Annotated in this window: 21 protein-coding genes and 1 other RNA gene; 11 read left to right on the top strand and 11 right to left on the bottom strand. The window is 31.9% G+C overall.

Annotated elements, in window-relative coordinates:
• Positions 1–55: 55 nt before the first annotated feature.
• Positions 56–1,636 (bottom strand): RagB/SusD family nutrient uptake outer membrane protein, encoded by a 1,581-nt coding sequence (locus OA85_RS11560; protein WP_039109887.1) that lies wholly within the window; start codon positions 1,634–1,636, stop codon positions 56–58.
• Positions 1,637–1,646: 10 nt separating this feature from the next.
• The gene (locus OA85_RS11555; protein WP_039109886.1) at positions 1,647–4,676 is read right to left on the bottom strand and encodes a SusC/RagA family TonB-linked outer membrane protein; all 3,030 of its coding nucleotides are present in this window, start codon (positions 4,674–4,676) and stop codon (positions 1,647–1,649) included.
• A gap of 276 nt (positions 4,677–4,952) precedes the next feature.
• Here OA85_RS11555 and OA85_RS11550 point away from each other — a divergent pair, with 276 nt between their 5' ends.
• From OA85_RS11550 to OA85_RS11540, 3 genes are all read left to right on the top strand, one after another.
• Entirely contained in the window at positions 4,953–6,005 is a 1,053-nt protein-coding gene (locus OA85_RS11550; RefSeq protein ID WP_039109885.1) for a sensor histidine kinase, read from the top strand.
• Positions 5,995–6,696, top strand: a complete 702-nt coding sequence (locus tag OA85_RS11545) for a LytTR family DNA-binding domain-containing protein (RefSeq protein ID WP_039109884.1) — start codon at positions 5,995–5,997, stop codon at positions 6,694–6,696. Before OA85_RS11550 ends, OA85_RS11545 begins: the two co-directional genes overlap by 11 nt.
• Before the next feature lie 194 nt (positions 6,697–6,890).
• Positions 6,891–8,552, top strand: coding sequence for a glucose transporter (locus tag OA85_RS11540; RefSeq protein WP_039109883.1), 1,662 nt, complete (start codon positions 6,891–6,893; stop codon positions 8,550–8,552).
• 119 nt (positions 8,553–8,671) lie between these two features.
• Here OA85_RS11540 and fsa read toward each other — a convergent pair whose 3' ends face one another.
• The 3 genes from fsa to ffs form a co-directional block, all read right to left on the bottom strand.
• Complete coding sequence (gene fsa, locus OA85_RS11535; protein WP_035672771.1) at positions 8,672–9,328, bottom strand: fructose-6-phosphate aldolase; 657 nt, start codon at positions 9,326–9,328, stop codon at positions 8,672–8,674.
• A gap of 165 nt (positions 9,329–9,493) precedes the next feature.
• A complete protein-coding gene (locus OA85_RS11530) occupies positions 9,494–10,297 on the bottom strand; it encodes an SDR family oxidoreductase (protein WP_039109882.1) in 804 nt (267 codons plus the stop codon).
• A gap of 111 nt (positions 10,298–10,408) precedes the next feature.
• Positions 10,409–10,506, bottom strand: an RNA gene (ffs, locus tag OA85_RS17230) — signal recognition particle sRNA small type.
• An 88-nt stretch (positions 10,507–10,594) separates the two neighbouring features.
• Between ffs and OA85_RS11525 the strand changes: the two genes are divergently transcribed.
• Both OA85_RS11525 and hutI read left to right on the top strand, forming a co-directional pair.
• A complete protein-coding gene (locus OA85_RS11525) occupies positions 10,595–11,644 on the top strand; it encodes a glutaminyl-peptide cyclotransferase (protein ID WP_039109961.1) in 1,050 nt (349 codons plus the stop codon).
• Between the two features lie 7 nt (positions 11,645–11,651).
• On the top strand, positions 11,652–12,890 hold the full coding sequence (hutI, locus tag OA85_RS11520; RefSeq protein WP_039109881.1) for an imidazolonepropionase: 1,239 nt from the start codon (positions 11,652–11,654) through the stop codon (positions 12,888–12,890).
• A gap of 48 nt (positions 12,891–12,938) precedes the next feature.
• Here the strand turns inward: hutI and OA85_RS11515 are convergent, their stop codons facing one another.
• The gene (locus tag OA85_RS11515; RefSeq protein WP_039109880.1) at positions 12,939–13,823 is read right to left on the bottom strand and encodes a hypothetical protein; all 885 of its coding nucleotides are present in this window, start codon (positions 13,821–13,823) and stop codon (positions 12,939–12,941) included.
• Between the two features lie 105 nt (positions 13,824–13,928).
• Here OA85_RS11515 and OA85_RS11510 point away from each other — a divergent pair, with 105 nt between their 5' ends.
• From OA85_RS11510 to OA85_RS11495, 4 genes are all read left to right on the top strand, one after another.
• Entirely contained in the window at positions 13,929–14,966 is a 1,038-nt protein-coding gene (locus OA85_RS11510; protein WP_039109879.1) for a formimidoylglutamase, read from the top strand.
• A gap of 112 nt (positions 14,967–15,078) precedes the next feature.
• On the top strand, positions 15,079–16,332 hold the full coding sequence (locus OA85_RS11505) for a DEAD/DEAH box helicase (protein ID WP_039109878.1): 1,254 nt from the start codon (positions 15,079–15,081) through the stop codon (positions 16,330–16,332).
• 179 nt (positions 16,333–16,511) lie between these two features.
• Positions 16,512–16,964 (top strand): Hsp20/alpha crystallin family protein, encoded by a 453-nt coding sequence (locus tag OA85_RS11500; protein WP_039109877.1) that lies wholly within the window; start codon positions 16,512–16,514, stop codon positions 16,962–16,964.
• A 154-nt stretch (positions 16,965–17,118) separates the two neighbouring features.
• Entirely contained in the window at positions 17,119–17,313 is a 195-nt protein-coding gene (locus OA85_RS11495; RefSeq protein ID WP_039109876.1) for a hypothetical protein, read from the top strand.
• Positions 17,314–17,411: 98 nt separating this feature from the next.
• On the opposite strand, the gene OA85_RS11490 is transcribed toward OA85_RS11495, so the two are convergent.
• The 3 genes from OA85_RS11490 to aroC all read right to left on the bottom strand — a co-directional run bounded on the left by OA85_RS11490 (position 17,412) and on the right by aroC (position 22,233).
• Positions 17,412–19,616 (bottom strand): response regulator, encoded by a 2,205-nt coding sequence (locus OA85_RS11490; RefSeq protein WP_039109875.1) that lies wholly within the window; start codon positions 19,614–19,616, stop codon positions 17,412–17,414.
• Between the two features lie 200 nt (positions 19,617–19,816).
• Entirely contained in the window at positions 19,817–21,100 is a 1,284-nt protein-coding gene (locus OA85_RS11485; RefSeq protein ID WP_039109874.1) for a dicarboxylate/amino acid:cation symporter, read from the bottom strand.
• 68 nt (positions 21,101–21,168) lie between these two features.
• Positions 21,169–22,233 (bottom strand): chorismate synthase, encoded by a 1,065-nt coding sequence (gene aroC / locus OA85_RS11480; RefSeq protein ID WP_039109872.1) that lies wholly within the window; start codon positions 22,231–22,233, stop codon positions 21,169–21,171.
• Positions 22,234–22,427: 194 nt separating this feature from the next.
• Here aroC and OA85_RS11475 point away from each other — a divergent pair, with 194 nt between their 5' ends.
• Both OA85_RS11475 and OA85_RS11470 read left to right on the top strand, forming a co-directional pair.
• Positions 22,428–23,267, top strand: a complete 840-nt coding sequence (locus OA85_RS11475) for a UDP-2,3-diacylglucosamine diphosphatase (RefSeq protein WP_039109871.1) — start codon at positions 22,428–22,430, stop codon at positions 23,265–23,267.
• A 117-nt stretch (positions 23,268–23,384) separates the two neighbouring features.
• Positions 23,385–23,888: a hypothetical protein gene (locus OA85_RS11470; protein WP_039109870.1), complete on the top strand. Its 504-nt coding sequence runs from the start codon at positions 23,385–23,387 to the stop codon at positions 23,886–23,888.
• A 53-nt stretch (positions 23,889–23,941) separates the two neighbouring features.
• On the opposite strand, the gene OA85_RS11465 is transcribed toward OA85_RS11470, so the two are convergent.
• Together OA85_RS11465 and bshA are read right to left on the bottom strand one after the other, a co-directional pair.
• The gene (locus OA85_RS11465; RefSeq protein WP_039109869.1) at positions 23,942–24,370 is read right to left on the bottom strand and encodes a protease complex subunit PrcB family protein; all 429 of its coding nucleotides are present in this window, start codon (positions 24,368–24,370) and stop codon (positions 23,942–23,944) included.
• Positions 24,371–24,416: 46 nt separating this feature from the next.
• The gene (gene bshA / locus OA85_RS11460) at positions 24,417–25,550 is read right to left on the bottom strand and encodes an N-acetyl-alpha-D-glucosaminyl L-malate synthase BshA (RefSeq protein ID WP_039109868.1); all 1,134 of its coding nucleotides are present in this window, start codon (positions 25,548–25,550) and stop codon (positions 24,417–24,419) included.
• Positions 25,551–25,605: the final 55 nt, after the last annotated feature.

The raw sequence follows: 25,605 nt of genomic DNA, 5'->3' as shown, positions 1-25,605 counted from the left end.
CGTAAATAATAGGAATTACTTACACCATTTTTATTTTCAATCTATACTTATCTTTTTAGAAGTTAGGTCCGGTAGTATCCCACCAAAGTCTAGTTCCTCCTGTATCAGCTCCACCAAGTTTTGTTAGTCCAGTAGCTACACCACCTGCATTTCCATCTTTTTCAGACTGCACAAAGTTTACCCTTCTTACCCCTAAATTAGAATCAATTTTACCTCCACTTGTGTTTTTAAGAACCGGTAATAATTTTGGATATCCTGTTCTTCTGTATTCAGACCAAGCTTCTTGCCCTTCCGGGAAACCTGCAATCCATTTTTGAGTAATGATTTTTTGTAACTTCACTTCATTTGTGGCAGCAACATCCCAAGCAACAGTCACATTATTTAATGCTGCACCATTATTTGCCGGAAAATTAGGATCTACATACGCTTTTGCTGTTTTCACATTATCAGCAATGTAAGCCGTAGCGCCTGAAACTCCATGTTGATCGAAAGAAGCAGTTATACCCATTTCATACAAACTTTGAGCTGTCCCACCCATATTCCAACCTCTTAAAGCTCCTTCAGCTCTTAATAAATATACTTCGGCTGTATTCATCAAAACAATCTCTTTTGAATTGACAATTGGGCCAATCGCTGAAAAATCAACATGATCAGCTTTAGCAGCAATTTCTATTCCAGTACGAACTCCTTTGAACTGACCAGGAAATTGAACTGATGTATTAAAGAAAATTGGTAACCTTGGATCAGCATAACCACCCATTATTGATTCCATATCTGCTGACATACGAATGTCTCCCCAAGCTGCACTAATTGTAGCAATTGGATTGTTGTATGTAGGAGATACCACTTTGAAAGTATCAGCATTTACAGTCATAACTCCATATTTTTGAGTAATGGCTTTTTCTGCTTCCGCTTTCGCCAAAGTTGGATTCTTTTTAACGATACGCATGGCTAATCTTAGACGTAATGAATTAGCAAATTTAACCCATTGTTTATAATCCCCTTTATAAGATGAAAGATCAGTAGTTACAAATGTAGAAGCTTCATTTGCATCTACTCTTTTTGTCAATTCAGCAACTGCAATATCTAATTCTTTGAACATTTGATTGTAAACTTCGTCTTGAGAATCATAAGCAATTACCGGATCAGTAGTTCCAAATTTTGAATATACAATAGGTCCATAAGTGTCCGTTATCCTATGCATCCCTTCAACTTTCAAAATCAAAGAGAGCGCATAAAACTGATCGTATTTCCCTTTTGCTTTTTGTTCTACATTGTATGCATTAAACATTACATCTCCATAAGCGGATCCCCAAGCAAAACCATTCCAACCGTCTACAAGATCATAAGTAGTATTGTTTGTTCCTCCTCTAAATGCAGTTCCTGTAGCCATATAACCTGACCAAATATCTCCTTGTAATCCTTGTTGGACTTGGTATTTCCATTCTGGTGTAAGAACTATTATATTATTGAACATTGGTCCAAATGAACCTTTTATATGATTAAAATCTTGTTCTAATAATTCTTGGGTAATACCGTTTGGATTAGTATTTATTTCTTCAAAATTATCTGTACAACTCACTGCAGCAAGCAAGGAAATACAAATAGCTGTTCTTTTTATAGTATTTAATTTCATGATTTTTTGATTAGAAAGTTACGTTTAAATTAAGACCGATACTTCTTGTAGATGGCATTCCGTAAACATCAATACCTTGTAAACCTTCCCCAGTGCTTAATGAAATATTAGGATCAAATGGAGCATCTTTGTAAATAAAACCTAAATTTCTGGCAATTAATGACAAACTGGCTGTTTGTAAGAAAGGCAATCTTTTAGTATTAAAGGTGTACCCTATTGAAACTTCTCTTAAGCTTACATTGGTAGCACTATAAACATATTCTCCTGTTGCTCCTGCTCTACCGCCGGTTTGTTTGTAATAACTTTCTGCTGGATATTTTCCTGCATAAGCAGAACCATCAGGATAAACTGCATTAATAGCAACTCCAGCAGCATTTCTAGCATCTCCTGTAGCTTTTGATACTCCAAATTCGTCATTTATAGCTTCAGTTAAACTCATTACGTTCCCACCAAATCTTCCATCGATAAGTACATTTGCAAAGAAAGAACCAAATTTAAATGAGTTAGAAAAACCTAACATAAAGTCTGGATTTGAATTTCCTACTTCTTCAAAACCTGTTTTTTGAATTGTTCCATCAGCATTTAACAGTACTCTACCTTGAGCATCTCTTTTAATATTTACACCTTCAATAACACCATAGGGTTTTCCTTGTTCTAAAACGTAACGGTAGTTATTCACTCCAGCTTCAGTTAAAATTACTTTTCCTCCTAATTCAGCTGGAATTTCTTTAACTGTATTTTTATTTTGAGAATAATTTACCGTTGCATCCCAAGAGAACTTATCGGTTTTAACAATTTTTCCGGTAACTACAGCTTCAAAACCTACGTTTTTAATACTACCTGCATTAATACCGTAGTACTTTACACCAAGCGGATTTGTTAGTGGAGCAAGAATTTGTAAATATTGATGTTTAGTTTCTGAGTTATAATAAGACAATTCGAATCCAAGTCTGTTATTAAACATTCTCCATTCTGTTCCAATTTCAACTTCTGATTTTAATTCTGGACGCAATGACGTTCCAGGTTTTGGAGCTGCAATTGCAGGCTTATTACCTTCTGAAGTAAAACCATTAGTTGGAGAAGTAACAAAAGGAAAAATATCATTCCCTACTTGTGCATAAGTGGCACGAACTTTTCCGTAATTAATAAAATCTGGCAAAGTTGTCATTTCGCTAATAATAGCAGTTACACCCACAGACGGATAAAAGAAACCGGAATTATTTGTATTTACTAATGTAGAAGACCAATCATTTCTTGCCGCAAGATCTAAAAACAACATGTCTTTATATCCAAAAGTAGTAGCTGCAAAAACAGATTGTACTTCTTTCGAAGAATCTAACGTTTGTAAATTTCCTGCATTATTCACAAAATTACCCAATGTAAACCAGTTTGCAATTTGTAAACCTCCGCCAATACCAGAATCCAAAGTTGTTCTTTGATTTCCAATTGTATTGGTAATGCTTGTTCCTACGTTAGCATTAAAACTAAAATCTTCATTGAATTTTGTATTAATTGTAGCAATCAAATCACCATAGCGTTGTGTGCTTAAAGTATTCACGTTTATGTATCTTCCGTTTGTGTGAGATAAAGTACCTTGTGTAGTGGCATATATCTTTTTATCAAAACCACTTTCTACACGATTGTAACTGTATCTTGAAGCAACACTTAACCAGTTATTTACTTTGTAATCTAAAGCAATCGATCCGTTAAAAAATTGATTGGTATCTTCTGACTTATTTCTATTGATTCCCCAATATGGATTTTGAAGAATGTCTCTGTTAGTCATCCAGTTTTGAACCATCATATTTCTTGAAGGATCAAAAACTTCGAAGTTTTCTTTGTAGGCATTAAAATCATTCCCTCTTGGCATCAAATAAACGCCGGTCAAAGGATTGAAATACAGTCCATTTACGGGTCTATTGATGACTTTTTGAGTAGTATAATTTGCATTAGCGGCAACATTCAATTTATCATTGAAAAATTTTGCGGTTTGACGAATCCCAAAATTATTTTTCTTTAAACCACTTCCTGGTATAATTCCAGATCCACTAGTATTAGCATAAGATAAAGTAGTAGATGATATTGCTGAAGCCGAAGAAAAAGCCAATGAAGTAATTTGTGTGTTTCCAGTATCAAAGAAATCTTTCACATGGTCATTAGAAGCTCCTTTTGCTCCCCAAGTTTCTTCACCTCCTGCTACAGCAACATATTCATTTTGAAATTTTGGCAAATATGCCGCCGACTCAAAAGTAGTTACTGACGAAGCTTTAAGATTTGATTTTCCTTCTTTTGCTTTTTTAGAAGAAAGTAAAATTACTCCATTTGCACCTTGACTTCCGTACAATACAGATGCAGCAGCTCCTTTAAGAACTGTCATCCCTTCGTAATCATCTGGATTAATAAGAGACACAACGTCTCCTCCATCACGGTTTCCACCTGCTGTATCTCCAAAAGCACTATTAGGCTGTCCTGAAGTTCCATTAAACAAAGGAATACCATCAATTACATAAAGTGGCTGGTTGTTACTCACAGAAGAATTTCCTCTAATAACCACTTTTGTAGAACCACCTGTACCACCAGCACTTTTTGTCACGGCAACACCCGCAATTTTACCCGCAATAGTATTAATGATATTTGCATCTTTAACACGTGTCAATTCCTCTCCTTTTAATTCTTGAGCGGAATACGTTAATGATTTTCTGGTTTTCTTGATACCAAGAGAAGTTACCACTACTTCTGTAAGTGCTGTAGAAGCAGCTTCTTTCAATTGTACTTTAATAGTACTATCGTCACCCACTAGAACTTTTTGGGTTTCTGAGCCAAGGTAAGAAATCACCAAGGTCTTTCCTTTTTGCACTTCAATAGAAAAATTACCGTCAAAATCGGTAATAGTTCCTTTTGATTCTCCTTGTACTGTAATAGATGCCCCAGGCAATGGTGAACCGACAGCATCGGTCACTGAACCTTTGACAGTTTTTACTTGTGCAAGCATAACTTGCGAAGTAAAAATAATCATAAAGATTAAGATAATTTGTTTCATTTTGAAAGGTTTTTGTTAGTTATGGGGTAAATTTATCTTTAAGGGTATTCTAAAAAAAATAATTTATACCAACTGTACTTTATTTTAAACCAACGACATAATTTTGTCAACAATACGTTTTTCAAGTACGCTTTTTATGTGTTTTTTTTACCTGTTTTCTATTTTTTGATATTTTTATTTAAAAAAAGGTGTTTTTTATTGTCAAATTGATTAAAGTTGTAAAAAAATTAAGAACCCCTATTTTAATGTATAAACCATTAATTATTAAGTAAAAAAGTGCGCAAAAAAAAAGAAATAAAATTCGATATCAGACTTCAGAACCATTTTTGGTTTTGGGGATTGTTTTTTTTAATGAACTTTCTTCGTTGGGGCGCTTATTTTAATGATTATGGATATTCATTAAAATCTAATATTTTAGAATTTTCACTTCACATTCCATTAGTATATTTCAATTTATATTTCCTTATACCTCGCTATGTATTAACTTCAAAATATTTTAAATATAGTTTAGGATTACTATTGAGTTTAATGGTGGTTTATTTATTGAAAACTGAATTAACCTATTATATCATTTCTGAAGATATTTGGCCAGAAGCCAACAGAGAATACAAACCTTTTGAATTGAATCATATTGTAGCTGTATGCATTGGTGAAATTTATGTGCTTGCAATCGCATCTTCGGTATATTTAACTTTAATCTGGCTTAAGGAAAGGGAACGAAATAGAGCTATAAAAGAGAATCAATCTAAAATTGAATTGAAATATTTAAAAAATCAAATTCAGCCTCATTTCTTCTTTAATACTTTAAATAATTTGTACGCTTTATCGCTTGAATCCTCTGATAAAGTTCCAGATGTGATTATAAAGCTTTCAAAATTGATGGAATATGTTCTATACGATATTGAAGGACCTAAATTTGTTCCTTTGATAAATGAAATTAATTATATTCAGAATTATATTGAAATCGAAAAACTTCGTTTTGAAAACGTAGAAGTAGCCATAAATATAGATTCTAATATTGATGAAATTAAAGTTCCACCTTTACTTTTTATATCTCTTGTTGAAAATGCGTTTAAACATGGTGGCATAAATAATGACAACCTTAAAATAAAGATTAACTGTAAAGTCATTAATGGAACTGTCTTGAGTTTTGAAATTCTGAATAATTTTGTACTTTCACAGCATACAAAAACAAAAAAAGGTATCGGTCTAATAAACACTAAGAAGCGGTTGAAATTAATTTTCAAAAACCAATACACTTTCGAACATAAAGTAAAGTTCAATTATTATATCATCTCTTTACAAATACCTATTCATAATGAAGATTAAATGTGTTTTAGTAGATGATGAACCATTAGCTATAAAAGTCCTTCAGAATTATTTTACCAATTTTGCGGATTTTGAAATTATTGGCACGTTTAGCAATGCACTGGAAGCACTGGAGTTTATCAATAACAATAGTGTAGATGCCGTATTTCTCGACATCAACATGCCTATGATGACAGGTTTTGAATTGATCCGATTAATAGAGTATAAAACTAAAATTGTAATCACCACAGCCTTTAGGGAATTTGCTGCCGAAAGCTATGAATTAGACGTTTTAGACTATTTAGTAAAGCCAATCCCATTACCCCGATTTATTAAATGCATCAATAGGATTTCAACAGAAATCAATTTAAAGAATAATATTAAAACGGAGATGCATCGAATCGAACCCCATATTTTTATCAAAGTAGATAAAAAAATGGTAAAAATAACAATAGATGAAATTCTGTTTATCGAAGGAATGAAAGAATACATAAAGGTTGTGACTATTGACAAAACCTATATTACACACAAATCATTAACTTCATTATCCGAGGAATTACCATTGGATCGATTTGTAAGAATCCATAAATCATATACTATTGCTATTGACAAAATAAAATCTATTGAGGGGAACCGAATCCAAATACTTTCTTACACTTTACCTATAGGACGAAATTACAGTAAAGATGTAAAAAGTAAAATTTTAGAATAAAAGTGATTTCAATATTTTATTTGAAATTGCAAAAAATCTAAAAAAAAAGCATCATTTTTTAATAAAACGTGATTATTCTATAATTTTAAGAATATTTATTCTAAATAATTTTTTTTTAATTTACTTAACAAATATATTTACTGTCTTACTGCAAAAAAAGAAATAATTAAACTAAAAAAACCAAAAAAAAAATTATGAATTCAGAACAGACGAAGTCGAATAATTCGGCTCTTTATACCTTAATTACAGTATTCTTCTTTTGGGGATTTATTGGAGCATCAAATGGTGTTTTTATCCCTTTTTGTAAAGCCAAATTTGGCTTAGACCAATTTCAAAGCCAACTTATTGATTTTGCTTTTTATGGAGCTTATTACATAGGAGCTTTACTCCTTTTCATTTTTAGTAGTTTAGCCAAAAATGATATTCTAAATGCTTGGGGATTCAAAAAAGGAATTATATACGGATTATTGATTAGTACTTTTGGAGCTGCTTTAATGATATTAGCTGTTACACAAGGAAGTTATTTATTCATTCTAGGTGCTTTATTCATAGTTGCTTTAGGTTTCTCTTTACAACAAACTTCCGCACAGCCTTTTGCTGCTTCGTTAGGTGAGCCACACAGCGCATCAAGCAGATTGAATCTTGCTGGAGGAATCAATTCATTTGGAACTACAATAGGACCAATAGTTGTTTCTTTTGCTTTATTTGGCGTTTTTTCTGGAGTAAGTATTGAAGAATTCGCTCAAAAAGCAAACTCATTGGATTCTATGAGAATTCTATATGTATTTGTTGGCGGACTTTTTTTATTGGCTGCAGCATTATTCCATTTTTCTAAAAAATTACCATCAGGAAAAAGTGATTCTACTTTTGAAACAGCTCGTAATGCAATGAAAACACTTATTGCTATTACAGTAATATTAGTAGCTATTTTTGCTTATATCTTCTCCCGTTATGAAGATCCTGAATTTATAACTCGTTTTATAGATAATAAAGAAAAAGATTATTTAGGTTTAGGGCTATCTGTAGCAACCTTATTAGTTGTTGTTATTGGCTTATTATTCTCTAATGTAACCGCACAAAAAAATGCTGAAGGCTGGGGTGCAATGAGATATCCTCAATTAGTTTTAGGAATGTTAGCACTATTCACTTATGTAGGTGTAGAAGTAACTATTGGTAGTAATCTTGGTTCATTATTAGAAACTGATGTTTTTGGTAAAATTACAGGGCCGGCTTTAGCTCCTTATATGTCTATGTATTGGGGAAGTTTAATGATTGGTCGTTGGGCAGGTGCAATTTCTGTATTTAACCCATCATCTCAACTTAAAAAAATATTATTGATCGTTATTCCTTACGTAGCTTTTGGTGTAGTTTTGGCTGCTAATGCTATTTCAGGACAAGATGTTACGCCATTATATGGTTATGCTTTCGTAATTATTTTCCAAATTGCTGGTTTCTTTTTAGGTAAAGATCAACCTTCTAGAACCTTAATGATTTTTGGTTTAATGGGAATGATTGCCATGTTAATTGGTTTATTCACTACAGGAACAATCGCTATTTTTGCTTTTATGAGTGGTGGTTTATTTTTAAGCATCATGTGGCCATGTATTTTCTCACTAGCAATTGCAGGTTTAGGAAAATATACATCTCAAGGATCTGGATTCTTAGTAATGATGATTTTAGGTGGTGGAATTATTCCTCCATTACAAGGAAAACTTGCTGATATCATTGGAATTCACGCTTCATATGCCATCCCAGTGCTATGTTTTGCTTTTATAGCATTCTACGGTTGGAAAGTAATTGGAATACTTGAAAAACAAGGAATCGGACACGAAATAGAAGTTGGTGGAGGACACTAATTTTAATACAATATAATACCAACCAAAAAACAAACCAAATAAAAAATCCCATTCGCTGCGGCGAATGGGATTTTTTTATTTAATTCATCGAGACAGAAAACTGCTCTCTGATTTTTTTTTTATTTATTTCCTTTCTCGAAATCAGCAACAAACTGTGCCAATCCAATATCAGTCAATGGGTGTTTCAATAAACCATAAATTGCAGAAAGTGGTCCAGTCATAACATCAGCACCAATTTTTGCACAGTTTACAATGTGCATTGTGTGACGAACTGAAGCAGCAAGAATTTGAGTTTCATAACCATAGTTATCATAAATCAATCTAATTTCTTCAATCAAAGCTAAACCATCTGTAGATACATCATCCAAACGACCAATGAATGGAGAAACATAAGTAGCTCCAGCTTTTGCAGCCAATAAAGCCTGACCAGCAGAGAATACTAAAGTTACATTCGTTTTAATACCTTTATCCGAAAAGTATTTAGCAGCCATAACTCCTTCTTTAGTCATAGGTAATTTCACAACGATTTGATCGTGCAAATCAGCTAATTCTTCCCCTTCTTTAATCATTCCATCGTAATCCAAAGCATTAACTTCGGCACTTACATCACCATCAACAAGATTACAAATATCAACGTAATGTTTCAAAATGCTATTTTTCCCTGTGATTCCTTCTTTTGCCATCAATGATGGATTAGTTGTAACACCATCCAAAACGCCTAATGCTTGTGCTTCCTTAATCTGAGCTAAATTAGCCGTGTCAATAAAAAACTTCATAATATATCTATTTAATTGTGTGTTTTTATAATTTGGGCGTGACCCTTCGTAAAAAACTTCGGGTCGGGCTTTCCGTTACAATCTTTTACTTTTTAAAGAAAAAAGTAAAAGGATTTTCGCTGCAATCCCTCACGCAAGCGTAAAATCAATAAATTCGGTGCAAAATTACAACTTATAATGGTTCATAAGCATTTTTTCATATACTTTATCCGGTAAAATTCTCTTCAAGACAATCGAGAATTTTTGCATGAAAACACCCACTTTATAATGGATTTTAGGCTCCGGAGTTTGAATGATTTTATACACTGCTTCTGCCATTTCATTTGGATTACTGCCGCTATCCACATGTTCATCCATAGTTTTTAATGTATTTCCATACGGACTTTCATATGCAGAACCTTTAATAACCGGAGCATGAAAACGTCCCGAAGCAATATTTGTGGCAAAATCACCAGGTGCCACGTTCGTAATATGAACGCCAAACGACTTCACTTCCATACGCAACCCTTCCGTGATGAGTTCAAGAGCACCTTTTGAAGCTGAATAAACACTTCGGTAAGGCAAACCCATATAAGCGGCAATCGAAGTAATATTGATGATTAAACCTGATTGTTGCGAACGCATTTGTGGCAACACCGCTTTCATCACTTCAATTGGTCCAAAGAAATTAGTCTCAAAATTATTCTTGATCTCATGCATTGGAATTTCTTCCAGCGGTCCAGTAATTCCTACACCCGCATTATTAATAACTACATCCAGTCTTCCGGAAATGGAAATTACTTTGGCTACAGCCGCATGAATCGAATCCGTATCCCGAACATCTAAAGCTACTAAAGGAAAAACAGAATTTAAGATTCGTTCCGGATTCCTGCTGGTTCCGTAAACGACAAATCCTTTATGGTGCAAAAACTCTCCGATAGATTTTCCTATTCCCGAAGAACCTCCTGTAATTAGAACTACTTTATTCATGGTTATTGATGTTTATGATACGAAAGGTCCAAAAATAAAAAAATCCTCCCGAAGGAAGACTACTTATTTGTGTGAATTTGGAAAATAATCTGAAATAAATTCAGATTTAAAAAATGGCAAGCGACCTACATCGCACCGCTCAACCACGTACCCTTGCTATGTTCCCATCCTGGGGGAGTCTGCAGGAGCTGGTCGTGTAGGACTTGCCGGTGCAAATATACAAACTTTTTATATTTTTGCAAGTGCTTTGTAGCTATAAAAATAACGTTGTATATTGGTGCATCAAAAAATCAAACTATGAGAAATTATAACTTCCTATCTTTCATTTTATTAGGAATCACTTTAGCAAGTTGCAACGATACAAAAAAAGGTGAAAATACAGTATTTACCTTCGATATTTCTAAATTTAAGGAACAATATCAACCACAAGAAGCAATAGAATTAGGAATTTCGAACCCAAATTCGAAAGCAGTTGACAGCATTATCTATTACGCAAATGATAAAAAAATAGCTTCAAAAAAAGGGCTTGACAAACTAACATTTGAATTGAAAGACCAAAAATTAGGGTACCAAAACCTAAAAGCTTTAGTTTATTACGAAGGAGAAAATTCAGAAGCTACTGCAAGAGTGGAACTAGTTTCGAATGTACAGCCAAAATTATTGAAATACAAAATTGTAAATACCTTTGCTCACGACACAACTTCTTTCACTGAAGGTTTAGAGTTTTACAAAGATACCTTATACGAAAGCACAGGATTAAAAGGCAATTCATACTTTAGAAAATACGACTATAAAACTGGAAAAATTTTCAAACAAATTAATCTTGACACAAAATATTTTGGAGAAGGAATCACTTTCTTGAACAATAAAATGTATCAATTGACTTGGCAAGAAAAAACAGGTTTTATATACAATGCAACCACATTAAAACTTGAAAAAAAGTTCTCTTACGACAAAGACATTGAAGGATGGGGAATGACAAATGACGGTAAATACATTTATCAAACGGATAAAACGGAAAAAATTTGGAAAATGGATCCAAACACCCAAAAAATGATAGATTATGTCAATGTATATTCTGGAGAATCAAAAATTCCAAGTATAAACGAATTGGAATGGATTAACGGAAAAATTTACACTAATGTGTGGCAAAAAGATGCAATCGCGGTAGTAAATCCTTTAAATGGAGCTGTTGAAGGTATTTTAGATATGTCAGGTTTGAGAAAATTTGTAAAAAATAAAACAGCTGAAGTATTAAACGGTATCGCTTACAATCCGAAAACTAAAACCATTTTTGTAACCGGTAAAAACTGGGATAAAATATTTGAAATAACAGTTTCTGAATAATTTTAAAATGACGACACTCTTCATCAATATAAAGGAGTTACTTCAGGTTCGAGAAACAGCTATTGCTAAAGTTTCCGGTGCTGAAATGGCTATTCTCCCGACAATCAAAAATGCTTTTTTAGTAATTAAAGACAACTTAATTGCTGATTTTGGCTCGATGAATAATTTGCCTAAAATAAATACTGATAAAACGGTTGATGCAACAGGAAAAATGGTTTTACCTTCTTGGTGTGACAGTCATACCCATATTGTTTATGCAGGTAATCGGGAGCAGGAATTCGTTGATAGAATAAATGGTTTGACTTATGAAGAAATTGCCAATCGTGGTGGTGGAATCTTAAATTCGGCAAAAAAACTCAACGAATCCACTGAAGAAGAAATCTACAACCAATCAAAAGATCGACTAGAAGAAATCATGCGTTTAGGGACTGGTGCTGTCGAAATCAAATCAGGATACGGATTGACAGTTGATGGAGAACTAAAAATGCTTCGTGTTATTCAACGCCTTGCTCAAAACTATCCTATAACCATAAAAGCAACTTTTCTGGGCGCTCATGCATTCCCATTGGAATATAAAGGAAACCATCAAGGATATATTGATGTAATCATCAACCAAATGCTTCCTGAAATTGCCAAAAATAAATTGGCAGATTTTATAGACGCATTTTGCGAAACTGGTTATTTTACCGTTGAAGAAACGGAACAAATCATGGAAGCTGGAATCCGTTTTGGTTTGAAACCAAAAATCCATGTCAACCAATTTAATTCTATTGGAGGAATTCAGGCTGGAATAGAGTATAACGCACTTTCTGTAGATCATCTTGAAATTATGACAACAGCAGATATTAATGCCTTAAAGAATACGGAAACAATGCCTGTTGCTTTACCATCCTGTTCTTATTTCTTGAGTATTCCTTATACTCCTGCAAGAGAAATGATTACTGCAGGACTTCCATTGGCATTAGCAACAGATTATAATCCTGGTTCTACTCCATCTGGAAATATGAATTTTGTGGTTGCTACTGCTTGTATCAAAATGAAAATGACTCCTGAAGAAGCCATAAACGCTGCTACAATAAATGGAGCATATGCGATGGGAATTTCAGAAACTCATGGAAGTATAACTATTGGCAAAAAAGCAAATCTTATCATCACGAAACCTATTCCCTCCTATTATCAATTGCCTTATGCTTTTGGCAGTAATCTTATTGATGCTGTACTAATAGAAGGTGATTTTTTTGAATAAAAAAAGAGGAACATAATGTTCCTCTTTTTTATTTGAAGCTTGAAAATATTATTTCAAAGTAAAACTTGTTTTAGAAACCAATTCACCTTTATCAAAAACATTCACAACATAATTTCCTTTTTCGAAATTTTTACCTTTTAAATCTTGTGAAACATTAACCGTTTTATTTTCATATTTAACATTAGTTGCAAAACTGTATGTTAAAGTATTATCTCCAAAAGTCTCCGATTTTTTATCTCCTACAACATTGTTTTTACTATCAATAACTTGAACGTAATACGTCTTATCACCTGATTGTGCAATTTGATTTTCAGCAATTGTAAAACTAACTTTAAGTGCATCTGCTCTACTTGCTTTGTCAGTTTCTATTTGTTTGCCAGAACTTCTCAATTTGAAAGCGGAACCTTTTGTGTTTAAAACAGTCAATTTTGACCCTTTTTCAACAGCTTTTGCTAATTCTTCGTTTTGCCCTGTTAATGCTTCAACATTTTTCTTAGTTTCCCCTAATACTACAACTGTACTATCACGTTGCGTAGTTAAAGTCGTATTTTGTTTTTTCAAACCTTCATTCTCAGCCATTAAAACTTTCATATTCCCTTGCAAAGCAATGAATTGTGTTTTATATTTTGACATAGAAGCTACATCACCTTTAGATTTACTTAAATCAGACATTAAGTTAACTACTTTATCTCTTTCTTGAATTAACTCATCAGACATTGATGTATTTTCTGCAATTGCAGCATCATAAGTAGATTTTAATTCTTGTAAATCTTTCATAACCGATTCTTTTTCGGTCATTGTAGTTTTCAATTCTGTTTTTACGATTTCAGTATCAGAAGTCATTTTAAAAATATACACTAAACTTCCCACTAGTAAAACGGCTAAAACTGCTATAACTGCTTTTAGACCTGAACTGCTTTTTTGATTTTCCATATTCAATTTAATTTAATTTAACTTTTTACAAATTTAACAATATATAACCACGTTATAACGTAAGTTAACACAATTATATTATTTTTGGGAAAAATATTTTTTTTAATGGAAAAAATTATCCCGTTTACAATCAATGATCTTGCAAAAATTACCAATCACAGAAGTGGTGAAATAAAATTTGGAGAAAAAATGATAACTGTTCCAAAAGGAACAGATCCTATTGCATTTCTAAAAACTTGCGAAGCTAAATATGTACTCTTTGGAATACCCGAAGATATTGGTATAAGAGCAAATTTTGGAAGACCCGGCGCCGCATCGGCTTGGGATAGCGCAATAAAAAGTATTGCGAATATTCAGCATAATCGTTTTTGTAAAGGAAGCCAACTAATCGTTTTAGGACAATTAAACGTTAGCGAGGAAATGAAAGAAGTGGAACATTTAGATTTTAATGATATTGATGATCGTTCTAAATTAAGCCAATTAGTAGAAAAAATCGATAAAGATGTTTCTCATATAATTTTCAATATAGTAAAATTAGGAAAAATACCTATAGTCATTGGTGGTGGACATAATAATGCCTACGGAAATATAAAAGGATCTGCTTTAGCAAAAGGCAAACCAATAAATGCAATAAATTTTGATGCCCATTCTGATTTTAGAATTTTAGAAGGTCGCCATAGTGGTAACGGTTTTTCATACGCTTATGAAGAAGGTTTTCTTAAAAAATATTTCATTTTTGGCTTGCACGAAAATTATACTTCTAAAAGTGTTTTGGATATCATAAAAAAATTAGAAGACCGCGTGCGCTATAATACGTATGATAGCGTAAATATTCGAAAAGAAAAAGAGTTTAATCAAGAAATGACTCAAGCTTTAGAATTTATAAATGATGATTTTTATGGTGTTGAAATCGATTTGGATGCAATTCCAAATATTGCATGCAGCGCTATGACTTTAAGCGGTTTTTCAGTAGAACAACTTCGTCAATTTGTTTCGTTTTTTGCAAAAAATAAAAATGCTACTTATTTACATATTTGCGAAGGTGCTCCTGATTTAGGAGAAGAAAAAAACAATCACCTAATAGGTAAACTTATAGGGTATCTTGTAACTGATTTTATAAAAGCACATCAACAAATTGTTTAACTGTTTAATCGATAAATCGGCTAAACGAATAACCGATTAACCTAATCGATAAATAACACTACCTTTGCAGCACTATCTATGTCCTTAATACAAGATATTTAATATCAAAAATATGTTATTCGAAGATTTATCACTTTCAAAAAGTATACAAAAAGCCGTATTTGAACAAGGCTACACAAACCCAACTCCTATTCAAGAACAATCAATTCCGCTAGTATTAGCTGGACGCGATTTAATAGGTTGTGCACAAACGGGAACAGGAAAAACTGCGGCATTTGCTATTCCTATTATACATCAATTGCACCGAATTGTAGGTTCTTCAAAAAAAGCCAAACAAATTCGTGCTTTGGTAGTTACTCCAACAAGAGAATTAGCGGTTCAAATTGGGCAAAGCTTTGATTTGTATGGTAAGTATACCAACTTAACGCAACTAACTATTTTTGGTGGAGTTTCACAAAATCCACAAGTTGAAACACTAAGAAATGGTGTCGATATTTTGATAGCAACACCAGGAAGATTACTTGATTTACACAAACAAGGTTTTATCGATTTAGATCATTTACATACTTTAGTACTTGATGAAGCAGATCAAATGCTTGATATGGGATTTGTAAATGATGTAAAGAAAATTGTAAAGCTTACGCCAAAAAACAGACAAACATTATTTTTCTCTGCTACAATGCCAATTGCCATTAGAGAATTAGCCGAAATGTTTTTGACAGATCCAGCAACTGTAACCGTTTCCCCAGTATCCTCTACTGCCGAAAATGTTGAACAACGCGTTTATTTTGTTGAAAAAACAGAAAAAAGAAATTTATTATATCATTTGATTAAAAATGAAAATTTATCGGATGTATTGGTTTTTTCCAGAACTAAACATGGTGCTGATAATGTTGTTAAAGCGCTACGAAAAAACAACATAGCAGCTGAAGCTATTCATGGTGATAAATCACAAAATGCAAGACAACGCGTTTTGGATGCTTTCAAAAATAAAGAAGTGGGCGTTTTAGTAGCCACTGATATAGCAGCCAGAGGAATTGATATTGACCAATTACCATTTGTAATCAATTTTGATTTACCAAATATTCCAGAAACTTACGTCCACAGGATTGGTAGAACGGGTCGTGCCGGAAATGGAGGTATTGCCATTTCTTTTTGTAGTAAAGATGAACATGCGTATTGGAAAGACATCCAAAAACTAATAAAAGTGGATGTGAAAACTGTAAATGACCATCCTTATCCTTGGCATTCAGGAAGTCCGGAAACGGCTCCTGCTGCTGCACAAAAAAACTCAAATCGTAGCGGTGGAGCACATAAATCAAGAAAATCAGAAGTTTCAAAACAAAACAAAAAACGCTGGTATTAATACTTTCTCCAGCACTCAATTTTACACTGTAAGAAATGCCTTTTTAACTTTGGTTAAAAAAGCATTTTATCGTTAATAGGTTTATTTTCAACGTTTTAAGTGTTAAATGCGTATTTTTGAGTAAATAATTTCATTAAATTTGATTTAACTTATTTTAAACAACTTAAAAATACAAAAAAATGGAAACTCTAGTTAAAAGAAACAGTTCATTGCCAACATTGAATACTTTTTTTGATGATTTTTTTACAAAAGATGTATTCGATTGGAGTGATAAAAATTTTGCTACAATAGGCAGTAATTTGCCTTCTGTAAATTTAAAAGAAACAGATGATAAATTAGAGGTTGATTTGGCAGCTCCTGGTATGAAAAAAGAAGATTTTAAAGTTGAAATTGATAATAATATGCTCATGATTTCTTCTGAAAAAGAAGAAACTAAAGAAGAATCCAGAAAAAAAGACAATTACCTCCGAAAAGAGTTTAATTATCAATCTTTCTACAGATCTTTCTATTTACCTGAATATATCGATGAAAGCAAAGTAGAAGCCAGTTATAAAGACGGAATTCTGCATGTTGCCATTGCTAAAAAAGAAAATGGCAAGAAAAAAATACATAAAACTATTGCCATAAAATAAAAATTTGTCCCTTTTGTTTTTATTAAACAATAATTTAAAATCGTTAAGCCATTTCCTTAAAATAGTTTAACGATTTTAATTTTGAATTATTACCTAACTCCCTAACCAACTTTTATTGGAAGACAATTATAAATAACATCAAAAAGTGATAAATATGAAGACGTCAAAATATTTTTTCAAAAAAAATCAATCTTTAATAGATTCCAGAAACATAGAAAATAAAGAGTATCAGTTGACTCATCCAAAACTTGAAATTGCAATCACTCTTGATGCTTTGGGGAATAAAAAAACACCTCACCCATTATTAATGATAATGTATTCTAAAGAAAATGAAGTGCTTTTTATTTAAAAACACTTTAAAAAAATAAAAAATGAAGTTTTAAAAAACTTCATTTTTTATTTTCCTCCACATCTGAAATAATACCAATATTAAAAGTAAAACTACTTTTAAACTGCCATTTTAGTTTTCGAAATTAAAACATTGATAACTTTAAATAGCTTGACCGAATCAAAAGGTTTTACTATAATATCATTTATTCCTGCCGAAATAGCTTCTTCGGTAATTTCTTCTTTATCAAATGCCGTTAGCGCAACTATAGGGATTTTTATCCCTTTATGGCGAATTCTTCTTGACGTTTCAAAACCATTGATTAAAGGCATGTTAATATCCATTAAAACAATATCAAAGTTCTCTTCTTCTAATATTTTAATAGCCTGATACCCATCATCTACTAGAGTACAGGTATAATTATTTTTTTTTAGTATTTTTTCAGTAACAATTTGATTGATCTTATTGTCCTCAACGACCAGTACTTTTAATAGCTTATTTGTAGATAAATCTACTGGAATATTATTTATTATTTCATTAGTCTTTTCAGGATCATATTCAAATGCAATTGTAAAAGTAAATTCTGTTCCTACTCCAATTGTACTTTGAAGCGAGATATCACTATCAAACAACCTCAATAGACGTTTCACAATCGATAAGCCAAGGCCTGTCCCTTGATAATCTACTTCTTTTCTTCCAACCTGAACAAATTTCTCAAAAATCTTTTCTTGATCTTCAACAGCTATTCCTACACCTGTATCTTTTATCTTAAACTCAATAAAATGCATTTTATCAGTAACTTCAGATAAATTCACATTAATGAATACTTCTCCATTCTTTGTAAACTTTAGTGCATTACTCACCAGATTTATAATTATTTGGGAAAGTCTTAATTTATCTCCAATTAAATATTCTGGAATTGTTGGGTCAATATTGACAAATATGAAATTATTATTATTCTTTGCAATAAAAGACAAAGAGTTCTTAATCATATTAATTTCATCAGAAATATTGAAAGTCAAATTTTCAAGAACGATTCTATTTTCTTCAATTTTATTTATTTGCAGCACATCATTGACCAGTGACAATAAATACCTTGCAGAGAACTTAAGAGAACTTAAATGAGGACTGTTAGCAAGTTCTTTATGTTCATCTAATAGCATATTAGTAATTCCAACTACACCATATAAAGGTGTTCTTAATTCATGGCTAATAGTAGAAACAAATTGTGATTTTAGTATAGATGCTTCTTCTGCTTTTTCTTTTGCAATAAAAAGTTTTTCATTAGCAAGAGACAAGTCTTTATTCGTTTTTTTCTTAAAAATATTGTTTTTATAAAGTGTATAAACAAGAAGTAATAAGACAAATAATACAATCACAAATAACAAAACAATTACTCGTGATTTTTTTAAACTTTGATATTGTAAATCTTTCTCTGTTTCAATTTTATCTATCTCACGTTTATATTCGTCAAGTTCTAGATTAATACCAGCCATATTGGCTTTTTTAATCATTTCTTTATTATTGAGTTCTTCAGTAATTTCATCATAAAGAACCAGATTTTCGTATGCCTTTTTATAATCTCCGTTTTTCAATAAATATTTAGAATACTCTTGATGTGTATATGACAAATCCGATTTTTCTTTTCCTTCGTTTCCTAATTTTATGCCGTTTAAAAAAGAAGCCGTTGCTTTTTCACGCTCCTCTTTAAAACCATAATACATTCCATTAAGCATATTTAAGGCAACTACTGTAGTCTCATCACCATATTTTTTTTGATATTTATTAATAAATTCTAAATAAGGAAAACCTTCATTAAATTGACCATTATCAAAAAAAGCCCAAGTGATATTCAATTTTGTAAAATAAATTTCTGATGGGTCTGCAATTTTTTCACCAAACTTTAATGCATTTTTGTAATAGTTTATTCCTTCTTTATATTGCTTTTTTTGAAAGCAATATATGTTTCCTAAATTATTATTTATCCAATCTTTAATGGTGTCATTATTAGTTCTACTGGCGTAAATTAATCCTTTTTTATAAAAAAAGATAGCTTTATCATACTCTGATAAATTATCATAATTTCTACCAATTATATTATAGGATATGGCTACAAGGTTATCATTTTTAGCGTCAATCGCATAATGCAATGCAAGCCTTGAAGCTATTAAAGATTTTTCATAATTTAATTCATGAATATATTTAGAAGCTTGCTCTGTTAACTTTACAATTTGCTTTTTTGAGGGAGTTGGAGTTAAAGAATAACAATTAATATTAAAAATGTTAAGTGCTAATATTAATAAACCGATTCTGATTTGGGACATATCTTGCTATTCTTAAACCAAATATACAAATATATTAATAAAAACATGGGTGTATCTATTAATATATTACAATACCCGAAAAACTCTAAATTTCAAAACTAAAAAATAACTAACATTAAGCGGACTATTTGTTAAATAATTTAGATTAAAAAAGCCTATTTGAAAAATCAAATAGGCTTTTTTAATATTTAAATAAATAATTATTCTACTGTTATTACAGTCTCATTTTCGTTCTCAGCTTCCCATTGTCCAACAACTGATGTAGCTAATGCATTTCCTAAAACATTTGTTGCACTACGAAACATATCACAAAAATGATCAATCGGTAAAATTAAAGCAATTCCTTCAATAGGAATTTTAAACATTCCACAAGTTGCCGCAACAACGACTAAACTTGCTCTTGGCACTCCTGCAATTCCTTTGCTAGTAAGCATCAATACTAAAAGCATTGTCATTTGTGTACCTAAATCTAAATGAACTCCGTAAGCTTGTGCTATAAATATACTGGCAAATGTCATGTACATCATACTTCCATCCAAATTAAAAGAATAGCCTAATGGCAACATAAAAGAAACAATTTTATCTTTCACACCAAAACGTTCTAATTCTTCCGTAAGTTTTGGGAAAACAGCTTCGCTACTTGTTGTTCCAAAAGCAATAATTAAAGGTCCTACAATTCTTTTAAGCAAAATAGTCATTCTACTTTTAAGAAAAATATATCCTACAAGTATTAATACAACCCAAAGCGATGAAATTCCAATTAGAAAAGAACCAAAGAATTTGAAATACGTGATTGCTAATTCCTGAAAATCTCTCACAGCAAATACGCCTGCAATGGCACCAAAAACACCTATTGGAGCAAACTTCATTACGTAGTTTACCATTTTCAAAACAATATGAGATGTTTTGTCTAAAGCGTTTATAACTGGTTTTACGTGGCTGCCCAAAGATGCTGCCGCTAAACCAAAGAAAATAGAAAAAATAACAATTTGTAAAATCTCATTAGTTGCCATCGCTTCAAAAATACTTTTGGGAACAATATGCTCTATGAAATTTTCAAAGGATAAACTCTGAGTTTTCGCAGTTACTTCTGAGGCTGAAGCTAAATCAACATTTGATAAATTAAGTCCAACTCCAGGTTTAAGAATATTTACAAAAAACATTCCTAACAATAAAGACATGAATGAGGCCGTAAAAAACCAACCTAAAGCTTTACCTCCAATTCTCCCTACTGCTTTTATATCTCCTAATTTAGCAATTCCCACAACAAGTGTAGTGAACACTAATGGAGAAATTATCATTTGAACCAATCGAATAAAAACTGTTGCCAGCATTTTTATTTTACCACTAAAGGATTGGGCAGCTTCTGCTGAAATTGAATTATGAATAATAATTCCTAAAACAGCACCTAAAAACATTGCTATTAAAATTTGGCCGGTTAAGCCTGAAAAAAATGATGGTTTCTTGGTTGTAGTTGTGTTCATTAAATTAACAAATTGATTTCAAAGTTATGGCTCAGGATTTAGCTCGTCAAAATACTGAGTATGCAATTCTATTTTAAATAGGTTTTATTAATCAAATAAAAATCAGCTAAAACTATAGCGGCCATAGCTTCTACAATAGGAACTGCACGGGGAACCACACAAGGATCATGACGTCCTTTTCCTGTCATTTCAGTAATATTTCCTTGATTGTCCAGTGATTCTTGTTTTTGCATAATGGTTGCCACAGGTTTGAAAGCCACACGGAAATAAATGTCCATTCCGTTGCTTATTCCGCCTTGAATTCCACCTGAAAGATTAGTTTTAGTTGTTCCGTCAGGATTGTATAAATCATTGTGTTCGCTTCCTTTCATTTTAACACCTTCAAAACCGCTTCCAAATTCAAATCCTTTTACGGCATTTATAGAAAGCATTGCTTTACCAAGTTCAGCATGAAGTTTGTCAAAAACTGGTTCTCCTAAACCAATAGGCACATTTTGAATCACACAACTTACAGTTCCACCTACGGTATCTCCTTCTTTACGAATTTCACGAATGTACTCTTCCATTGTAACTGCCATTTCTTCGTCTGGACAGCGTACTGGGTTATTTTCAATTTTTGAAAAATCTAATTCTTGGTATGGTTTTTCTAAAAAGATAGGGCCTACAGAAGAAACGTAAGCATTAATTTTTATTTCGGGTAACATTTGTTTTGCAACTGCTCCTGCTACCACTCTACTGGCAGTTTCACGAGCAGAACTACGTCCACCACCACGATAATCACGTACTCCGTATTTTTTTTCATACACATAATCAGCATGACTAGGTCTGTAATTATCTTTTATATGAGAGTAATCATCTGATTTTTGATTGGTATTGGGAATGATGAAACCAATTGGAGTTCCTGTAGTTTTTCCTTCAAAAATTCCAGAAAGAAATTGTACATCATCCGGTTCTTTTCTTTGGGTAACAATAGCCGATTGACCTGGCTTTCTTCTTGACATTTCAAATTGAATTGCTTCTAGATCTATTGCTATTCCAGATGGACAACCATCGATTATTCCGCCTAAAGCTTCTCCGTGTGATTCTCCAAATGTTGTTATTCTAAATAGTGTTCCGTAGCTATTTCCTGCCATTATATTAAGTTTTGAACAAAAGTACTATTTTAGTTTAAAGTTTAAAAGCTTATACGGAGATTTCAGGATAAACTTTTAAAAAACAAGGCCTATTTATTGACTTTAAATTCATATTAAAAACTATTTCTTAACCTTAAGTTGTATTTCACTTAATAGTAATTACATTAATTTGTTAAACTTCAAATTATAATACATTGAAAAAAAGAAAAGTCGAATTAGTTGTTATATCAGATGTACATCTAGGAACTTATGGAAGTCATGCTAAGGAACTTTACAATTATCTATCGGCTATTAAGCCCAAAACATTAGTCTTAAATGGCGACATCATTGACATTTGGCAGTTTAGAAAATCTTACTTCCCAAAAACACATTTAAAAGTAATACAAAAAATTATAAGTTTTGCTTCCAAAGGGACCAAGGTCTACTACATCACAGGAAATCATGATGAAATGCTCCGAAAATTCAGCGACATGAACATGGGTAATTTTGCTTTGGTTGACAAACTAGTATTAGACCTAGATGATAAAAAAGCTTGGATATTTCATGGCGATGTTTTTGATGCTTCGGTACAACATTCAAAATGGATTGCAAAACTGGGTGGTCTTGGTTATGATTATTTAATCCTTTTGAATCGTTTTGTAAATTGGTGCTTGTTACGATTAGGAAAAGAACCGTATTCTTTTTCGAAAAAAATAAAGGCAAGTGTAAAAAAAGCGGTGAAACACATTTCGGATTTCGAAGAAACAGCTACCGAGTTGGCTATTGAAAAAAAATATGATTTTGTTATTTGTGGTCATATCCATGAGCCAAAAATGGTTTTGAAGGAAAATAAAAATGGTTCAACTATGTATTTGAATTCAGGAGATTGGGTCGAAAATTTAACTGCATTGGAATACAATAAAAAACGGTGGAAGTTATTTCGTTACTCAGAAGCTAATTATAATGAAGAAGAAAATCTTTTCGAAATGGAAGATATTATTAGTAATCAACTTGTTGCTTCCATATTATTTTCCAAACAAAATATTTTACTTTAATTTTCGTTATTAAAATCTTAAATATTCTAAAAGTGGGAATTATATAACATTTCATTAAAATTTTATAAATCCATTAATGGACTTTAACAATACCTTTGTAAGAACAAAAATTTACTTATGAAAAAAATTATTTTATCGGCTATCATGTTAATGGGATTAACATTTGCCGCACAAGCACAAGATATTTCAAAAAACGCTTTAGGTTTACGTTTAGGAGGTAATAATGGTTTTGGTGGAGAGATTTCTTATCAAAGAGCGTTAGCTACTGATAATCGTTTGGAATTAGACTTAGGTTGGAGAAACAGAAGTAATTATAATAATAATGGTTATGATGATAGAGCAATAAAATTAACAGGGTTATACCAATGGGTATGGAACATTGATGGTGGTTTCAACTGGTATGCTGGTGTAGGTGGTGGTGTAGGAAGCTACAGTTATGATGATAATAACACTTCTTACAATGATACTTTTGCATTTGCAGCTGGAGACATAGGTCTTGAATATAACTTTGATTTTCCTTTGTTGATTTCATTGGATTTCAGACCTGAATTTGGTGGAAATGGGTACTACAAAAACAATTATGGTTCTGATGTTGCTTTAGGTCTTAGATACCAATTCTAATAGTTAAGTAACTAAAATATATTAAAAATGCCACTATAAATAGTGGCATTTTTTTATTTAATAATGATTTCTTTTTTAGAATTTATTCGAACTACACAAAAGGGATTTGTTATTGCTTGAGTAGTCATTTCATTAGGTCTGGGAACAGTTTCTTTTATTGTAACGATTATATTTTTATCTGTTTCAACAGCATTTTCGACTCCTATTTTATATCCTCCGGAGTTTTTATTACCCATATTCAAAATTATAAAGTTTGAAGTTTGAATATCATTTGAGCTAATTTTATTTTTTAGGTTCTCATCATTTTGCAACATTTTGATTTCATTAGGCTCCGAAAGAATCTCAAAAAAACGAATACTTGCTCCACCATCATTTTGTTGGGTCAAGACTTCAAATAATGGTCTTTTAGCTGTACTTTTAGTAGAAGAAGCTCCACATGAAACTAATAGTAAAACCAAAAACAAGGAAGGTAATTTTTTCATTTTTTATTGATTTTTTAAGTATAAAATTAATTTGAAAAAGTGATTCCTATAAGTATTTATTTATAGCCTTTTGGTATAAATTCTCATATAAAGGTAAGATGTTTTTAATATCAAATTTTTTAGCAATTGAAAGTGCATTTTCTTTAAATTTATTCAGAGTAGTATCGTCTTTCAATATTTTCAAGGCATTCACAGCCATTTCATCAGTATTACCTACATCACTCAAATAACCCGAAATGTCATCAAAATTAACTTCTGACAATCCTCCTGAATTACTGGAAATTACAGGAACTCCCCAAGCCATAGCTTCAAGAGCAGCAAGACCAAAACTTTCGGTTTCAGATGGAAGCAAGAATAAATCTGTATAACTTAATATTTTATCGATTTCATTGCTATTCCCAAAAAAGATCACTTTGTCTATAATTCCTAATTCCTGACATAAATATTCCGCTTTTTCTTTTTCAGGGCCATCCCCTACCATCATCAGTTTAGCTGGAATTTCTTTTTGAATATTATAGAATATTTTAATGACATCCGGAATTCGTTTTACTTTTCTGAAATTACTGATATGGGTTATTATTCGCTCATTTTCTTTTGCCATTACAGAACGATGACACGGAATGCTGGGATCATTAACGTTTTTATCCAATTCAATAAAATTAGGTATTACCTCAATTTCATTTTTTATATTAAATAATTTAAGGGTGTCATCTTTCAAACTTTGGGAAACCGAAGTAACAAAATCAGATTTATTGATACTGAAGGTTACCGCAGGTTTATAAAAGGGATGATTTCCAACTAAAGTAATATCAGTTCCGTGAAGTGTAGTTACCATTGGAATATTAATGCCTTCATCTTTCAGCATTTGTTTTGCCATATAACCGGCATAAGCATGAGGAATGGCATAATGCACATGCAGTAATTCTATTTTATAAAGCTTAACCATATCGACTAATTTGCTCGACAAGGCCAATTCATAAGGCTGATAATGAAACAATGGATATTCAGGAACATTAACTTCGTGGTAATGCACATTTGGATTTAAAAGCGCCAAACGTACGGGCTGACTGTAGGTTATAAAATGTATTTCGTGACCTCGTCTTGCCAATTCAAGACCTAATTCTGTAGCGACTACACCGCTTCCCCCAAAGGTAGGATAACAAACTATTGCAATTTTCATGTATATATTTTAATGAAACGAAATTAATAAAAATAGGAATGGGTTTTATGGAAAT

Origin of the sequence: Flavobacterium sp. AED (assembly GCF_000812945.1) — a bacterium.
GTDB lineage: Bacteria > Bacteroidota > Bacteroidia > Flavobacteriales > Flavobacteriaceae > Flavobacterium.
The sequence above is the reverse complement of the archived record's forward strand: the minus strand, read 5'-3'. Positions and strand labels throughout refer to the sequence as shown.

Bases quoted from the DNA above. Each gene is read 5' to 3' on its own strand.
- OA85_RS11555 (WP_039109886.1), bottom strand. From the start codon at position 4,676: ATGAAACAAATTATCTTAATCTTTATGATTATTTTTACTTCGCAAGTT.
- bshA (WP_039109868.1), bottom strand. From the start codon at position 25,550: ATGAAAATTGCAATAGTTTGTTATCCTACCTTTGGGGGAAGCGGTGTA.
- OA85_RS11545 (WP_039109884.1), top strand. From the start codon at position 5,995: ATGAAGATTAAATGTGTTTTAGTAGATGATGAACCATTAGCTATAAAA.
- OA85_RS11495 (WP_039109876.1), top strand. From the start codon at position 17,119: ATGAAGACGTCAAAATATTTTTTCAAAAAAAATCAATCTTTAATAGAT.
- OA85_RS11500 (WP_039109877.1), top strand. From the start codon at position 16,512: ATGGAAACTCTAGTTAAAAGAAACAGTTCATTGCCAACATTGAATACT.
- OA85_RS11470 (WP_039109870.1), top strand. From the start codon at position 23,385: ATGAAAAAAATTATTTTATCGGCTATCATGTTAATGGGATTAACATTT.
- OA85_RS11505 (WP_039109878.1), top strand. From the start codon at position 15,079: ATGTTATTCGAAGATTTATCACTTTCAAAAAGTATACAAAAAGCCGTA.
- fsa (WP_035672771.1), bottom strand. From the start codon at position 9,328: ATGAAGTTTTTTATTGACACGGCTAATTTAGCTCAGATTAAGGAAGCA.
- OA85_RS11560 (WP_039109887.1), bottom strand. From the start codon at position 1,636: ATGAAATTAAATACTATAAAAAGAACAGCTATTTGTATTTCCTTGCTT.
- hutI (WP_039109881.1), top strand. From the start codon at position 11,652: ATGACGACACTCTTCATCAATATAAAGGAGTTACTTCAGGTTCGAGAA.
- OA85_RS11530 (WP_039109882.1), bottom strand. From the start codon at position 10,297: ATGAATAAAGTAGTTCTAATTACAGGAGGTTCTTCGGGAATAGGAAAA.
- OA85_RS11490 (WP_039109875.1), bottom strand. From the start codon at position 19,616: ATGTCCCAAATCAGAATCGGTTTATTAATATTAGCACTTAACATTTTT.
- OA85_RS11485 (WP_039109874.1), bottom strand. From the start codon at position 21,100: ATGAACACAACTACAACCAAGAAACCATCATTTTTTTCAGGCTTAACC.
- aroC (WP_039109872.1), bottom strand. From the start codon at position 22,233: ATGGCAGGAAATAGCTACGGAACACTATTTAGAATAACAACATTTGGA.
- OA85_RS11510 (WP_039109879.1), top strand. From the start codon at position 13,929: ATGGAAAAAATTATCCCGTTTACAATCAATGATCTTGCAAAAATTACC.
- OA85_RS11540 (WP_039109883.1), top strand. From the start codon at position 6,891: ATGAATTCAGAACAGACGAAGTCGAATAATTCGGCTCTTTATACCTTA.
- OA85_RS11465 (WP_039109869.1), bottom strand. From the start codon at position 24,370: ATGAAAAAATTACCTTCCTTGTTTTTGGTTTTACTATTAGTTTCATGT.
- OA85_RS11525 (WP_039109961.1), top strand. From the start codon at position 10,595: ATGAGAAATTATAACTTCCTATCTTTCATTTTATTAGGAATCACTTTA.
- OA85_RS11515 (WP_039109880.1), bottom strand. From the start codon at position 13,823: ATGGAAAATCAAAAAAGCAGTTCAGGTCTAAAAGCAGTTATAGCAGTT.